The organism is Serratia sarumanii (assembly GCF_029962605.1).
Lineage (GTDB): Bacteria > Pseudomonadota > Gammaproteobacteria > Enterobacterales > Enterobacteriaceae > Serratia > Serratia sarumanii.
This window is the reverse complement of record NZ_CP124750.1, coordinates 2089182-2104930: the sequence shown is the minus strand read 5'-3', so window position 1 is coordinate 2104930 and position 15749 is coordinate 2089182. Positions and strand designations below refer to the sequence as shown.

Below are 15749 nucleotides of genomic sequence, written 5' to 3'. Positions count from 1 at the left end.
ATCCATAAGAAACCCTGGACTTAGACTAACCAACCGAGCAGCAGCGTCGCGCCAATGACCGTGGAAGCGCCGCCGATGCGCGTGGCGATTTGGGCGAACGGCATCAGCCCCATGCGGTTCGATGCCGACAGGATCGCCACGTCACCGGTGCCGCCCAGGCCGCTGTGGCAACAGGTGACGATCGCCGCTTCCACCGGGAACATCTTCAGGTAAGGCGCAATCAGGAAACTGACCAGCCCCATCGACAGCACCACCGAACCGCAGACCACCACATAACCGACCGAGAACACCGCCACCACGCTTTCCAGCGGCACGTACAGCATGCCCAGACCGATCATCAGCGGCCACACCAGCGCGGTGGAGACGAACTTGTAGAAACTGTGCGCGCCGGTCTCCATCGAGGCCGGGATCACCCGGCAGTATTTGCACAGCACCGCGAACAGGATCATCAGCACCGGGCCGGGAATATGCACGATGTGTTCAAACAGGCCGCCGACGATAAAGAAGGCGCAGATCACCAGCAACCCGCCGCCCATCAGTTGGAAATCGACGTTGCCGCTTTGCTCCTTGATGGCGAACATCGCGTTCTCCTGCGCCGAGCGGATCAGCATGCCGTCGCCGCTCAGCGCCTTGCGCTGCATGCCGATGCGCGCCAGCACCCCGGCGGTCACGATGGCGAAGATGTTGCCCAGCACCGCCGCCGGCGCCAGCTGCGCGACGTAGACGTCCGGCGTCGAGCCCAGGATCGCCGAATAGGCCAGCGACAGCGGTAAAATCCCCTCGCCGATGCCGCCGCCGATGATCGGCACGATGATGAAGAAAAAGGTGTGATAAAAGGTAAAGCCGAACAGCTTGCCCACCAGCAGCCCGGTGATCACCGCCGTCACCGTACCGACCACCAAGGGCACAAACATGCGAATCATCCCCTGAATCAGGATCACCCGGTTCATGCCGAGAATGCTGCCGACCACCAGACTGGCGATGACGAAATAGAGCAGGTTGGCGTCTTTCATCAGTAGATGAACGGTGCCCATGACGTTAGGCTGGAAGACATTGAAATAGACCAACACCGACGGCACCATCAAACACAGAATGGCCGGCCCGCCGATATCGCGCAGCACGGGAATGCTTTTTCCCAACTGCGCCAGCGCAAAGCCCAGCGTCATTATCACCGCCAGGCCGCCGATCATATTCTTCGGCAGGAAGTTGGCGTAGGCGGAAATCGCCACGATCGCGCAAATCGTGATAAACAACGCGATCGGCACCGCACCGATATCTATTTGACGAAGTTGATTAATTAATCCTGAGGATTCGGACGATGCCGCATTTTTATCACAGGCCAGTTCTGCATTTATCTGTTTCATTATTCACCCTGCTGACAAGCGTACAGTACGGTTAGATTCACCTGGCGCAACAGTCCTGTCATAGCCAAGAAAAAACAAATGATTACGAAAAATCCTATTGTGGATTTCGCTTTTTCTAATAAGAAATAAAACAGTGGACAGCCCTGACGATATGATAAAAAATAAAAATGCAAAACTAAATTACGCCGGCGAAATTCAATATTGTGACCCTCCGCCAAGGTTGGTTTTAATTAATTATCGTCAGCATTTTGTAATTAAAGTAAGCAGGCTTAAATTCGCTGCTATGCTATAGGAGGGCGAAAAAGCCCCCTGTTTTATTAATAAAGAACCGGAAACGCATTAGCTGAATCCGGTCAGCTTGATCCGAACCTTAATCCTGCGCGCGGCACCGCACGGGAAAGAGGCATAATATGACTCATAAGGAAGTAGAATATGTCTTCACGCGCTGTTACCCCACAAACCCTCGCTCGCTACGGCATCCATCAGGCCGCCGACATCGTCTATAACCCCAGCTATGAATTGCTGTTCGCCGAAGAGACCCGCGCCGACCTGCCGCCGCTGGAACGCGGCACCCTCACCCAACTCGGCGCGGTCAACGTCGCGACCGGTGAGTTCACCGGCCGTTCGCCGAAGGACAAATACATCGTGCGCGACGACACCACGCGCGATACCGTCTGGTGGTCGGACAACGGCACCGGCAAGAACGACAACCAGCCGCTCTCCCCGGAGGTCTGGCAGCATCTGAAAACGCTGGTGGGCAACCAGCTCTCCGGCAAGCGTTTGTTCGTGGTCGACGCGTTCTGCGGCGCCAACGCCGACACGCGTCTGAAAGTGCGCTTCATCACCGAGGTGGCCTGGCAGGCGCACTTCGTGAAAAACATGTTTATTCGCCCGAGCGACGCCGAGCTGGCGGATTTTGAGCCGGACTTCGTGGTGCTGAACGGCGCCAAATGCACCAACCCGGACTGGCAGCAGCAAGGGCTGCACTCGGAGAACTTCGTCGCCTTCAACCTGACGGAACGCATGCAGCTGATCGGCGGCACCTGGTACGGCGGCGAGATGAAGAAAGGCCTGTTCTCGATCATGAACTACCTGCTGCCGCTGAAGGGCATCGCCTCGATGCACTGCTCGGCCAACGTCGGCGAGCAAGGCGACGTGGCGGTGTTCTTCGGCCTATCCGGCACCGGCAAAACCACCCTCTCCACCGATCCGAAGCGCCAGCTGATCGGCGATGACGAGCACGGCTGGGACGACGACGGCGTGTTCAACTTCGAAGGCGGCTGCTACGCCAAGACCATCAAGCTGTCGCCGCAGGCGGAGCCGGAAATCTATCAGGCGATCCGCCGCGATGCGCTGCTGGAAAACGTCACCGTGCTGGCCGACGGCAGCATCGACTTCGACGACGCCAGCAAGACCGAGAACACCCGCGTTTCCTATCCGATTTATCACATCGAGAACATCGTCAAACCGGTGTCCAAAGCCGGCCATGCGCGCAAGATCATCTTCCTGACCGCCGACGCCTTCGGCGTACTGCCGCCGGTATCGCGCCTGACGCCGGAGCAGACCCAGTACCATTTCCTGTCCGGCTTCACCGCCAAGCTGGCCGGCACCGAGCGCGGCATCACCGCGCCGACGCCAACCTTCTCCGCCTGCTTCGGCGCCGCGTTCCTGACGCTGCACCCGACGCAGTATGCCGAAGTGCTGGTGAAACGCATGGAGGCCGCCGGCGCCCAGGCTTACCTGGTCAACACCGGCTGGAACGGCAGCGGCAAACGTATTTCGATCAAGGATACGCGCGGCATTATCGACGCCATTCTGAATGGCGACATTGAGCAGGCCGAGACCTTCACGCTGCCGATCTTCGGGCTGGAGGTGCCGACCGCGCTGCCGGGCGTCGATCCGTCGATCCTCGATCCGCGCAAAACCTACGCCGACGAGTCGCTGTGGCAGGAGAAAGCGCAGGATTTGGCGCAGCGCTTTATCGATAACTTCGCCAAATATACCGTCACCCCGGCGGGTGAAAAATTGGTGAACGCCGGGCCTAAACGGTAACGCAGGGGTTTATGCCAAGCCGTCTCAGGGCCGAATTTTCGGCCCTTTTTTGTTTTCACTCTTCCGCCATCCCCTGCGTTCGCCGATGTTTGCCCCGAATGGTGGCGTATCGACGGCATGCGCTGAGCGCCTCACAGTTCCCGCTGAAATCAATTGATTGTTTTGTCGTATAAATTTAGAACTGACGAACAATAATTCAAAAGTGTGGGAACGGGGATGAATCAACAGACTCTCGACGCGCGCCGCTCGCGTCAGGCGTTGCTGGCCGGCTCGGTCGGCAACTTTATCGAATGGTATGAGTTCGGGGTGTACGGGTTCCTGGCCACCGTTATCGCCGCCAATTTTTTCACGCTGCAGGGTGAAAACGAAATCACCAGCCTGATCCTCACCTACGCCGCCTTCGCGCTGGCGTTTTTCTGTCGGCCGATCGGCGCGGTGATCTTCGGCCGCATCGGCGATCGCATCGGCCGTCGCCCGACGCTGATTGCGGTTCTGCTGTTGATGACGCTGGCCACCGCGCTGATCGGCGTCATGCCAACCTATGCCTCGATCGGCGTCGCCGCCCCGCTGCTGCTGACGCTGCTGCGCATGTTTCAGGGGCTGTTCGCCGGCGGCGAATTCGGCGGCGCCGTGTCGCTGATGACCGAGTTCGCCCCGAAGGGCAAGCGTGGGCTGTTCGGCGCCTGGCAGTCGCTGACCGTCGCGCTCGGCCTGCTGGCCGGCGCTGGGCTGGTGGCGCTGCTGGCCGCGCTGCTCAGCGTGCAGCAGCTGCATGACTGGGGCTGGCGTATTCCCTTCCTGCTGGCGCTGCCGATGGGCGCCGTGGCGCTGTGGCTGCGGCTCAAGCTCGAAGAGACGCCCACGTTCACCCAGGCGCAGCAACATGCGGAACACGCCGCCGCGCCGCCGGAAGCGAAACTGGGCGGCGTGGTGAAAACCATTCTGATCGGCATCGGCCGCATGATGGGCTGGTCGGCCGCCGGCTATACCTTCCTGGTGGTGATGCCTTCCTATTTGCAAACTTCATTGCACGCCACCTTCCAGCAGGCGCTGGTGGCGACGGTGCTGGCCAACGTCGGCTTCGCCCTGACCATTCTGCCGGCGGGCATCATCAGCGACAAACTGGGGCGTAAAACGGTGATGCTGACGGCGGTGGCGGCGGTGATCCTGTTCACCTTCCCGCTGCTGCACCTGTTGCAGGATGCGCAGAGTTCACTGTGGGCCAAAGGGCTGGCGGTCATGATCGCCGGTGCCGTGGTCGGCCTGCTGGCCGGCCCCGGCCCGGCGATGCTGGCGGAGATGTTCCCGACCCGGGTGCGCTATACCGGCTTGGGGCTGGCTTACTCGCTGTCCAATGCGGTGTTTTCCGGTTCGGCCGGGCTGATTATCACCGGCCTGATCAAACAGACCGGTAATATCGACATTCCCGCTTACTACGTGGTCGCCACCTCGGTGGTCAGCCTGTTTGCGCTGATGACGCTGCGCCGCGACGACCATCTGCGCTCGCTGAACGAACGTTAATCTTCCGGGGGGCGCATCGCCCCCTTGCCAACCCGTGACCTCGATCACAAGGCACAAATGTTAACGTTAACTTTTGTGATTAACATCGCATGCGTGACATCTGCCAGCTTCATCCCCTTGCGAGTTAACGTTAACAATAGAGCTAACTTCACTCACCGGGGCCTTACCCATGAACCGCGAAACTAAAAAATATTACGTGCTGCTCAGCGGCCTGCTGTTCTTCTTTTTCTTCACCTGGTCTGCCAGCTTTTCGCTGATCTCGCTGTGGCTGAATCAGAAGATCGGCCTGAAAGGCGCCGAGACCGGCCTGATCTTCTCCGCCATCTCGTTGGTGGCGCTGTGCGCACAGCCGCTGTACGGGTTTATTCAGGACAAACTTGGGCTGCGCAAGCACCTGCTGCAGTTTCTCGGCGTGATGCTGCTGCTGACCGGCCCGTTCTTTATCTACGTTTACGCCCCGCTGCTGGCGAGCAGCCTGCCGCTCGGTGCGCTGGTCGGCGGGGTATTTATCGGCGCCACCTTCTTCGCCGGCATCGGCGCGCTGGAATCTTATACCGAGCGAGTCAGCCGCATCAGCGGTTTCGAATTCGGCCGCGCCCGCATGTGGGGATCGCTCGGCTGGGCCAGCGCCACCTTTTTGGCCGGTTTTATCTTCAATATCGATCCGAACATCAATTTCTGGCTGGCCTCTGCCGCCGCCGTGATATTCCTGTTGCTGCTCAGCCAGGTGCGCGAGCTGAAGCCGAACGCCATGGCCGGCCTGGCGTTCGGCAAACCGGAAAATCTGCGGCTGCAGGATGCGCTGGCGCTGCTGCGTATGCCGGGCTTCTGGGCGCTGGTGGTGTTTGTGCTCGGTATCAGCGTGTACAACGTTTTCGATCAGCAATTTTCGGTCTACTTCGCCTCGCAGTTCGCTTCTCGCGAACAGGGCAACGAAATGTACGGCTTCCTCAACTCGCTGCAGGTCTTCCTCGAGGCCGGCGGCATGTTCCTGGCGCCGCTGCTGGTGAACCGCATCGGCGCCAAACAGGGGCTACTGCTGGCCGGTGGCGTGATGGCGCTGCGCATGTTCGGCTCAGGCTTGGTCAGCGGCGCATTGATGATCTCCGCCATGAAACTGCTGCACGCCGTAGAGTTGCCGATCCTGCTGATCGCTATCTTCAAATACATCGCCAGCCGCTTCGACAGTCGCCTCTCCTCAACGCTTTACCTGGTGGGCTTTCAGTTCATCACCCAGGTGATGGCCAGCTTCCTGTCGCCGCTGGCGGGCTACGGTTATGACCGCATCGGCTTTGCCGACACCTATCTGCTGATGGGGTGCGCGGTCGCCGCCACGACGCTTGTCTCCTGTTTCCTGCTGCGCGGCGAACGTTCCGCCAGCGCAACCCCCTTTCAATCCGCCATTAAATCAAGCGAGTCTATCCAATGAACACTGCCTTAGCTCAAGCCGACCATGCGGTCGAGGCCCTGCGCGCAGAGCGCCGAGACGAATACTACCCGCAGTTCCATCTCGCGCCGCCCGCCGGCTGGATCAACGATCCCAACGGCCTGATCTGTATTGACGGCGTCTATCATGCCTTCTTCCAGCATCACCCCTACAGCGAACACTGGGGGCCCATGCATTGGGGGCACGCGACCAGCCGCGATCTGATCCGCTGGCAGCACCAGCCCATCGCCCTGGCGCCCGATGCGCCCTATGACAAAGACGGTTGTTTTTCCGGCTGCGCCGTGGATGACAACGGCGTCCTGACGCTGATTTACACCGGCCACGTGTGGCTGGGCGAACCCGGCGACGACAGCCAGGTGCGGGAAGTGCAATGTCTGGCCACCAGCGAAGATGGCATACGCTTCGTTAAACATGGGCCGGTGCTGGCCCCGCCGGACGGCATTCAGCATTTCCGCGATCCGAAAGTCTGGCGCGAGAACGGCGAATGGTGGCTGGTGGTCGGCGCCAAAGAAAACGGTCTCGGCCAGGTGCGCCTGTACCGTTCTGCAGACCTGCGCGCCTGGCGCTTCGATCGGGTGCTGGCCGGCGCGCAGGCGGCGCATCAAGGATATATGTGGGAATGCCCGGATTTCTTCCCGCTGGGGGAACAACACCTGTTGTTGTTCTCTCCGCAGGGGCTGGCGGCACAGGGCTACCGCTACCGCAATCGCTTCCAGAGCGGCTATCTGCTCGGCCACTGGCGGCCTGACAGCGACTTTAGGGTGACCCAACCCTTCTGCGAGCTGGATGCCGGCCACGATTTCTATGCGCCGCAGACCTTCACCGCCGCCGACGGCCGTCGGCTGCTGTTTGCCTGGATGGATATGTGGGAATCACCGATGCCCAGCAAAGCGCACCGTTGGGCGGGCGCCCTCACCCTGCCGCGTGAGCTGACGCTGGCCGCCGACGGCAGCGTCCGCATGAACCCGGCGCGTGAACTGGCGGCGCTGCGCCGAGAATCGCACACGTTTTTGGCACAGACGCTGACCAATCAGCATCTGCCGCTGGCGGACGACGTGCAGGAACTCACCCTGACGTTGAGACCGGCCGACAACGACGCCGAGCGTTACGGGCTGGCCATCGGGAATGCGGCGCGCCTATTCGTCGACAATCAGGCGCACCGACTGGTGCTGGAACGTTTTCATGACAACCCCGCCCTGTGCACCTGCCGCAGCGTGCCGCTGCCAGAAGGTGACACCCTGTCACTACGGATCTTCATTGACCGCTCATCGCTGGAGATCTTCGTCAATCAGGGGCAGGCCTGCCTGACCAGCCGCATCTATCCGACGGCGGGCGAGCGCCACCTCAGCTTGTTCGCCGCAGGCGGCCGGGCACAGTTCGAGCCCATCACGGGATGGCAGTTGGCAAGCCTCTGGGGATAATGGGAATGAGCACCGGGCGCGCAGCGACGCACCCGGTGCGCTTACAGCGAACCACGCTCCAATAGCGGGCAAGGCACTTTCACCGTCTCACGCAGCTCCCGCTGCTCAATCACATGCAGCGCCGCAAGGCGGCCCAGCTCGTAATGCGGCAGCTGCACCGTCGTCAATGCCGGCAGGAACAGCTCGCCGGTGCCGACCATATTGTCGTAACCCAGCACCGCCACCTGTTGCGGTATCCGCCATCCTTGCGCCAGCAATACCTGATACACCAGAAAGGCTATCCGATCGTTTCCGCACACCACGACGTCGCAATCGCGCCGCCCGGGAGAGAAATGCCGCTCCAGCAGCGCGACGCAGTCGCGATAGCTTTGATCGCCGCCGCTCAGATCGAGATGATACTGCCGCAGCTGTTCAACATCGCGCCCCGCTTCGCGCCAGGCGCGTTCCAGACCGCGGCGGCGCAGGCCCGCCGCCAGCGTATCCGCCGGTAAATGAATGCACAGTGGCGCGCGATAGCCTTTGGCGATCAGCGTGCGCGTGGCCTCATACTGCCCTTGCTCGTCATCAGGAATGTAGCTGGCGATCGAATGCGCCGGGCTGACGCAGTTGGCCAGCACCAGCTTTTTGTCCAGCAGTTTGGCCGGCAATGTCACCTCGCGCAGCCCCATCGTGGTGAAGATCACCCCATCCGGACGATGCGCCAGCAGCAGATCGACGGTCTGTTCGGCGTTGTCGTCGGCAAACAGGTTGACGACGAAGCTGTTCCAGCCGCGTTCACGCGCGGTTTTCTCAATCGACAGGATCATTTCCACCGAGAACGGCGTCGTGGCGGTGTCCAGCGCCAGCACGCCGAGCGTCTGCACGCGATTTCCGTCACCGCGAATACGCCGCGCTGACAGATCCGGCACGTAGTCCAACTGGTCGATAGCCTGTTTGACGCGGCGGTAGGTTTCCGGCCGCAGCTTGCCGGGTTCATTGATGGCGCGGGACACCGTCATCAAAGAGACTCCGGCAAGTTTTGCGACGTCTTTCAGCGAAGCCATGCGCCCTTCTTTATGATTAATGGGGAAAAGTGAATAATCCCATAACCGGGCGCAGGACTCTACTCTGCGTTAGCAGGCTGTGATGTTCGCCCACAGAAGAGCGCCGTCGGCCGTCAGCGGCGCCACTTCGCCGCCCGCCGCCTGCGCCGCCCACCAGACGCCCTCGCGCGCCCGCAGTTCGCCGCCCCCCGGCAGCGACCAGACCCCGCTCAGCACATACAGCACGCCCGCCTGGTTGGGTGGCAAGGTGACGGGCGCCGTGCTGCGCCGCACCTCGGCCGCCTGCCGGCCGCGGCGCGTCATGATGTTGAAATCCTGGCTGGCGCCGCCCAGCAGCGTCGCTTCCAGCGCCACGTCGCCGGAGAACGCGAACGGCTCCCCGACGCGCGCCAATTGATGGTCGATATGCCCGGCGCTGAACAGCCGCACGCCGTCGCCTTCCAGCAGCGTGATCGAACGATCGATGCCTGCAAAGGCGGAAAACGGCCCGTCCTGTGCGATGGTGGCGATGCTGGCGCGCCAGTCAAAATCCTGCGCGCCCGGCGGCCAGCTGACGATTTCACGGGTTTCCCCACCGCCGTTGCGCCACGGGCTGACCGGCAGCGCGGCGAAGTTAAAACGGGTCAGGCTCATTACGCCTCCTGCTGAAAGGTTTTCAGCACCTGCAGGAACTCGGCGCCGCTCTGCTGCTGCAGCGCGTGCCGCCCCTGCTCGATCACCTGCCGGCCGCCGACGAACACGTCGCGAATTTGCTCTTTACCGCCGGCGAACATCCAGCGGTTGAGGATCGAGGCGTCCGGCGCCGCCGCCAGATACGGATCGTCGCCGTCCAGCACCAGCCAGTCGGCGCGATAGCCGCTCTGCAACCGGCCGATCGGCGCGCCGCACGCCTGCGCACCGCCCTGCAGCGCCTGCAGGTACAGCACATCGCCCACCGCCGACTGTTCCGGCGTCGTCAGACGGTTGCGGCGCTGATCGCGCAGCCGCTGGCCGTATTCGAACCAGCGCAGCTCTTCCACCACGTTGAGCGAAACGTGGCTGTCGGAACCGATGCCCCAGCGCCCCTGCTGCTGCAGGTAAGCGTCGCCGGGGAAGATGCCGTCGCCGAGGTTGGCTTCGGTGGTCAGGCACAGGCCGGCCACCGCGCGGCTGCGCGCCAGCGCTTCCAGCTCGTCGCGATCCAGATGGGTGGCATGCACCAGGCACCAACGCTGATCGACCGGCAGATGGTCATACAGCCAGGCCACCGGGCGCTGCCCGCTCCACGCCAGGCAGTCGTTCACCTCTTTTTGCTGCTCGGCGATGTGAATATGCACCGGCAAAGTGCGATCCGACGCGGCCAAAATCTGCCGCATCTGGCCCAGCTCCACCGCACGCAGCGAGTGGAAGCACAGCCCCTGATTCTGCAACGGACGATCCGCCAACTGGCGGGCAATCACCTGCTGCTGGTGCAGATAGCTTTCGGTATCCTGGATAAAACGTTTCTGCCCCGGCTGCGCCGGCTGCGCGCCGAAACCGGCGTAGCTGTACAGCACCGGCAGCATCGTCATGCCGATGCCGGCCTGATGCGCGGCCTCGCTGAGGCGGCCGGTCATCTCACCGCGATCGGCGTAAGGCTTGCCGTCGGCGTCGTGATGCAGATAATGGAATTCGGCCACCTGGGTGTATCCGCCCTTGAGCATTTCGATATACAGTTGACGGGCGACTACCTCCACCTGCTCCGGCGTCAGGCGCTGCACCAGGCGGTACATCAGATCGCGCCAGGTCCAGAAGCTGTCCTGCGGGTTGCCCGCCACTTCCGCCAGCCCGGCCATCGCGCGCTGGAAAGCGTGGGAGTGCAGGTTCGGCATGCCCGGCACCGCGTCGCCGTGCAGCCGGGTGCAGCCTTGCGGCTCAGCGTCGGCGGTAACTTGAGTCAGATAACCTTGCGCATCGACGTCCAGCCGGACGTTATGCGCCCAGCCCTCAGGGAGCAAAGCGCGTGGGGCAAAATAAGCAGGCATGGCAGTATTCCACTGTTGGTGTAACGGCGAATGAGGCGCGGCGATGGCGCGCCTTCGGGAATTTTTGGCGGCCGCCGGCAAGTTTCTGGCGCGACGGCCACTAGTTGTATATACATATACATACGCCGACATCAACAGTAAACTGGTGTTATTATTTTTTTATTTGACGAGGTTAACGTCGTGGCTGAACAACAGACCGTGTTACAACTGGCGGCTGCAATGAGCGATGCCCCCGCCCCGATCTACCAACGGGTCAAACAGGCGATCGTGAATCAAATCCGTGCGGGGCATTGGCAACCGCACCAGCGCGTGCCCTCCGAAAGTGAACTGGTGGCGGAACTGGGCGTCAGCCGCATGACCATCAACCGCGCGCTGCGCGAGCTGACCAGCGAAGGTTTTTTGATTCGCATGCAGGGCGTCGGCACCTTCGTCGCCGAAGCCAAAGCGCATACCGCGCTGCTGGAAGTGCACAACATCGCCGATGAGATCGCCGCGCGCGGCCATCGTCACAGCAGCAAGATCCTCGAGCTGAAGGCCCGTGCGGCCAGCGAGGAAGAAGCGACGGCGCTGGGCATTCACCCCGGCCAACGGCTGTTCTATTCGCAGATCGTGCATTACGAAAACGATGTGCCGGTGCAGGTGGAAGACCGCTGCGTCAACCCGCTGGTGGCGCCGGATTACCTGAAGCAGGATTTCGACCGCGTCACGCCTTACACCTACCTGACGCAGGCCGCGCCGCTGACCGCCGGCGAACACATCGTCGAAGCGGTGATCCCCACCCGGCGTGAGCGCGAGCTGCTGCAGCTGGAAGACCATGAACCCGGTCTGCTGATCCATCGCCGCACCTGGTCCGGCAAAACCGTGGTGACCTCGGCCCGGCTGCTGTACCCCGGCAGCCGTTATCAACTGTTCGGCCGCTTCACCAGCGAAGTCTGATCCCCGGCGGGCGCGCCCTGCGCCTGCATCTCCGCTATCGATCACATCCTGATAACAAAATTTCGCCCGCCTCTTGTGACATCCCGATGAATGCGTTAGGTTGTTTTTAATTGTATATACAACCATGTGGGAGCTGCGGCTCCGGCGGAGGAAAGCAATGACGTCTGAGATTCACTGTGACAGCCTGTGGCACGGCGCCGATATCGTCACCATGCGCGACGGCAAGTATCACACCCTGACCGACGGCGCGATCGCCGTGCGCGACGGCAAGATCGTCTGGATTGGCGAACATGCGGCGCTGCCGTCCGGCCTGATCGCGGACGAAACGGTGAAATTCGACGGCGGCATCATCACCCCCGGTTTTGTTGACTGCCACACGCACCTGGTGTTCGGCGGCAATCGCAGCGGCGAGTTCGAACAGCGGCTGAACGGCGTGAGCTACGCCGAGATCGCCGCGCAGGGCGGCGGCATCATTTCCACGGTGAAAGCCACCCGCGCGGCCGATGAAGCGCTGCTGCTGGAGCAGGCGCTGTTCCGCCTGCGGCCGCTGCTGGCGGAAGGCGTCACCTGCGTGGAGATCAAATCCGGTTACGGCCTCAGCCCGGAAAGCGAACTGAAGATGCTGCGGGTGGCGCGCAAGTTGGGCGAGCTGTTGCCGGTCGAGGTGAAAACCACCTGTCTGGCGGCCCATGCGCTGCCGCCGGAATACGCCAACCGCGCCGACGACTACATCAATCTGGTCTGCGACACCATCATCCCGCAGGCGGCGGCAGCCGGCCTGGCGGATGCGGTTGACGCCTTCTGCGAACATCTGGCGTTCTCACCGGCGCAGGTGGAGCGGGTCTTCGCCGCCGCCGAAGCCGCCGGTTTGCCGGTCAAGCTGCACGCCGAGCAGCTCTCCGCCCTCGGCGGCAGCACGCTGGCGGCGCGCCATCACGCGCTTTCCGCCGACCATCTCGAATACGCCACCGAACAAGATGCCCGCGCCATGGGCAACGCCGGCACCGTGGCGGTGCTGCTGCCCGGCGCCTATTACCTGCTGCGCGAAACCCAGTGCCCGCCGGTGGAGCTGTTCCGCAAGCACCAGGTGGCGATGGCGATCGCCAGCGACGCCAACCCCGGCACCTCGCCGGCGCTGTCGCTGCGTCTGATGATCAACATGGCCTGCACGCTGTTCCGCCTGACGCCGGAAGAAGCGTTGGCGGGCGTTACCACCCACGCCGCCAAAGCGTTGGGGCTGCAACACAGCCACGGCACGCTGGAAACCGGCAAGGTGGCGGACTTCGTTCACTGGCCGCTGTCGCGGCCGGCGGAACTGGCTTATTGGTTGGGCGGCCAACTGCCCTGTACGGTGATTTTCCGAGGAGAAGTACGTCAATGACCATTCGCGATCCTTTTAGCTTCCAGACCGGCAGCCTGCCGCTGCTGATCAGCATCCCGCACGCCGGCACGCAACTGACGCCGGCGGTCGAGGCCGGGCTGACCGACGACGCCCGCCCGCTGCCCGATACCGACTGGCACATACCACAGCTGTACGACTTCGCCCGGGCGATGGGCGCCAGCGTGCTGGTCGGCAACTATTCGCGCTTCGTCATCGATCTGAACCGCCCGGCGGACGACAAGCCGCTGTACACCACCGCCACCACCGGTCTGTATCCCGACGTGCTGTTCGACGGCCGCCCAAGCTTCCTGCCGGGCAAAGCACCGACGGACGCAGAGCGCGCCGGCTATCTGCAGCAAATTTGGCAACCTTATCATCAGCAACTGCAAGACGAACTGGCGCGCCTCAAAGCGCGGCACGGCTATGCGCTGCTGTTCGACGCGCACTCCATCGCCTCGGTGATCCCGCGGCTGTTCGAGGGCAAGCTGCCGGATCTCAACCTCGGCACCAACGGCGGCGAAAGCTGCGCCCAGGCGCTGAGCGATCGGCTGGTCGCCTGCTGCGAGCAGCAACAGCAGTTCACCCACGTGCTGAACGGCCGCTTCAAGGGCGGTTACATCACCCGCGCCTACGGCCAGCCGCAGCAGCAACAGCATGCGATCCAGCTTGAGCTGGCGCAGGTGAACTACATGTCCGAACAGTATCCTTACGCGTTCGAACCGCAGCGCGCTGCCTCGCTGCAGCGCCTGCTCAAGCAGATGATTGAAGGCCTGTTGGACGGCGCCGCCAAACTCAACTGATCCCCTCTGCAGGCGCCGCCGGGCGCCTGTTTCTCCCCCAGCCTTTAACCGCATCGTCAGCCGCGTTCTGCGCGCCATATCAAAGTTTCGCGTGATTCCCCACCGACTGGTCTAAACAGCGCACAAAACAGCGGCCGACGAAAAACGCACTGCGCCACAATCAGCCGAAAAGCCCGCGCTCCTCGTCAGCGCCGAGCGACGTGTGGCCGAGCTGGCCCGTTTCGAACCATCACTCTGGAGGCCCTATGTCTGTAACACCGTTAAACTGGCGCGCTGCCGGCGCCGTTGCCGAACAATTGCTGGCCGGCTGGCAACGGCGTGGCGAACCCGGCGGCGCCATCACCCTGTTTGACGCCGAACAACTCCGCGCCACCGCCTGCGCCGGCCTGGCCGATCTGGCGCAGAATACTCCCTTCACCGCCGACAGCGTGGTGCGCTACGCCTCCGTGACCAAACATATCTTCGCCGCGCTGGCGCTGAACGCCACCGATCGCGCCATTCGGCTGGAGCAACGCCTGGGCGAACTGCTGCCCGCCCTGCAACCCGCGCTGGCGGACGTCACCGTCGGCCAGGCGCTGGACATGACCGGCGGCCTGCCCGACGTGCGCGAGACGCTCGGTTTGCTCGGCATCTCGCTGCACGCCGTCAGCGAGGCACAGCCGGTCATGCAGTTTGTCGAAGGGCTGGAGAAGTTGAACTACGAAGCCGGCAGCGAGATCGCCTACAGCAATACCGGCTATCGGCTGCTGGAGGCCGCGCTGCGCAGCAAAGGGTATGATTTCGACCAGCTGGTGCAACAGCACATTGCCCGGCCGCTGCAGGTGCAGATGCAAGCGCCGGAAAGCTGGTTCGACGTGGTGCCGGGGTTGGTGCCGGGTTACTGGCGTGCGCCGCAGGGCTGGCAACACGCCAGCGCCGGCCTGCACCTTTCCGCCTCCGGCAGCCTGACCGGCAGCCTCAACGCCCTCACCCGCTGGCTGCAGACGCTGCTGGCCGACGAAGGCCCCGGCCAGGGCGTGCTGGCGCAACTCGGCGCACCGCGCCGCCTCAATCAGGGCCAGCTCAGCGCCTATGGCCTGGGGCTGGCGCAAACCCCGCTGGGCCGCCGGCGCTTGCTCGGCCACGGCGGCTCCCACGCCGGTTACAAAACCTATTTCCTGCTGGCGCCCGATCGCCAGGCCGGCGTCGCGCTGGTGGCCAACCGCGAAGACTGCGACAGTTTCGGTATGGCTTTGCAGGTGATGGCGGCGCTGCTCGGCGAACCGCTGCCGCAGCGCAGCACGGCGATCCCCGACGGCCTCTACGCCACGCTGGCCGAACCACACTGGCTGGAGGTCAAAGACGGCAACCTGGCCTATTTGGGCAGCGGTGAACCGCTGTATCAGGGCGAAGACGGCTACGCGGTGTCGCTGTCCGCCCATATGCCAATCAAATTGAAGTGGACCGGCGAAGCGGTCGAGGGCGAAGTCGGGCATGTGGCGCGCCGTTTTCTGCCGGTCTCGGCCAATGGCGACTGCCTGAAGCATGTGCAGGGACTGTGGTATCACCCGCACTATCGCACCGCCTTTGAAATTCGTGGCGATCGGGTACATATCGGCGTCGGCCCGGCGGCGCAGACCGGGACGCTCAGCCCGCTCGGCCAGGGCCGCATGCTGGTGGAGTGCCAGGACGGACCGTGGTTGAAACGCTTTTGCCTCTATTTCCGCGGTTACAACGTGGATCTCATCGCCAACCGCAGCCGGATGCTGACCTTCCGCCGCAGCGCCGTCGGCCGCGACTGA

12 protein-coding genes are annotated in these 15749 nt (G+C 62.8%); 8 read left to right on the top strand and 4 right to left on the bottom strand.

The features are described from left to right. Nucleotides 1-20: 20 nt before the first annotated feature. A complete protein-coding gene (locus SSARUM_RS10065; RefSeq protein WP_033638272.1) occupies nt 21-1364 on the bottom strand; it encodes a 2-hydroxycarboxylate transporter family protein in 1344 nt (447 codons plus the stop codon). Nucleotides 1365-1796: 432 nt separating this feature from the next. Here SSARUM_RS10065 and pckA point away from each other — a divergent pair, with 432 nt between their 5' ends. From pckA to SSARUM_RS10045, 4 genes are all read left to right on the top strand, one after another. Further along, on the top strand, nt 1797-3416 hold the full coding sequence (pckA, locus tag SSARUM_RS10060; RefSeq protein ID WP_033646339.1) for a phosphoenolpyruvate carboxykinase (ATP): 1620 nt from the start codon (nt 1797-1799) through the stop codon (nt 3414-3416). A gap of 216 nt (nt 3417-3632) precedes the next feature. Further along, on the top strand, nt 3633-4937 hold the full coding sequence (locus SSARUM_RS10055) for an MFS transporter (protein WP_033646340.1): 1305 nt from the start codon (nt 3633-3635) through the stop codon (nt 4935-4937). 169 nt (nt 4938-5106) lie between these two features. Further along, nucleotides 5107-6366, top strand: a complete 1260-nt coding sequence (locus SSARUM_RS10050) for an MFS transporter (RefSeq protein WP_033646341.1) — start codon at nt 5107-5109, stop codon at nt 6364-6366. Beyond that, complete coding sequence (locus SSARUM_RS10045; RefSeq protein ID WP_060429944.1) at nt 6363-7805, top strand: glycoside hydrolase family 32 protein; 1443 nt, start codon at nt 6363-6365, stop codon at nt 7803-7805. The genes SSARUM_RS10050 and SSARUM_RS10045 overlap by 4 nt, the downstream gene beginning before the upstream one ends. Nucleotides 7806-7846: 41 nt before the next feature. On the opposite strand, the gene SSARUM_RS10040 is transcribed toward SSARUM_RS10045, so the two are convergent. The 3 genes from SSARUM_RS10040 to SSARUM_RS10030 form a co-directional block, all read right to left on the bottom strand. After that, on the bottom strand, nt 7847-8848 hold the full coding sequence (locus SSARUM_RS10040; protein WP_060429942.1) for a LacI family DNA-binding transcriptional regulator: 1002 nt from the start codon (nt 8846-8848) through the stop codon (nt 7847-7849). 69 nt (nt 8849-8917) lie between these two features. Next, on the bottom strand, nt 8918-9481 hold the full coding sequence (locus SSARUM_RS10035) for a HutD/Ves family protein (protein WP_060429939.1): 564 nt from the start codon (nt 9479-9481) through the stop codon (nt 8918-8920). Beyond that, nucleotides 9481-10851, bottom strand: a complete 1371-nt coding sequence (locus SSARUM_RS10030; RefSeq protein WP_060429937.1) for a formimidoylglutamate deiminase — start codon at nt 10849-10851, stop codon at nt 9481-9483. Before SSARUM_RS10030 ends, SSARUM_RS10035 begins: the two co-directional genes overlap by 1 nt. 180 nt (nt 10852-11031) lie before the next feature. On the opposite strand from SSARUM_RS10030, the gene hutC reads away from it, so the two are divergent. The 4 genes from hutC to SSARUM_RS10010 all read left to right on the top strand — a co-directional run bounded on the left by hutC (nt 11032) and on the right by SSARUM_RS10010 (nt 15749). Beyond that, complete coding sequence (gene hutC, locus SSARUM_RS10025; RefSeq protein ID WP_033638258.1) at nt 11032-11787, top strand: histidine utilization repressor; 756 nt, start codon at nt 11032-11034, stop codon at nt 11785-11787. Between the two features lie 157 nt (nt 11788-11944). Then, the gene (gene hutI / locus SSARUM_RS10020; protein ID WP_060429935.1) at nt 11945-13168 is read left to right on the top strand and encodes an imidazolonepropionase; all 1224 of its coding nucleotides are present in this window, start codon (nt 11945-11947) and stop codon (nt 13166-13168) included. Further along, complete coding sequence (gene hutG / locus SSARUM_RS10015; protein WP_060429933.1) at nt 13165-13968, top strand: N-formylglutamate deformylase; 804 nt, start codon at nt 13165-13167, stop codon at nt 13966-13968. The genes hutI and hutG overlap by 4 nt, the downstream gene beginning before the upstream one ends. Before the next feature lie 245 nt (nt 13969-14213). Then, nucleotides 14214-15749: a serine hydrolase domain-containing protein gene (locus SSARUM_RS10010; protein ID WP_060429930.1), complete on the top strand. Its 1536-nt coding sequence runs from the start codon at nt 14214-14216 to the stop codon at nt 15747-15749.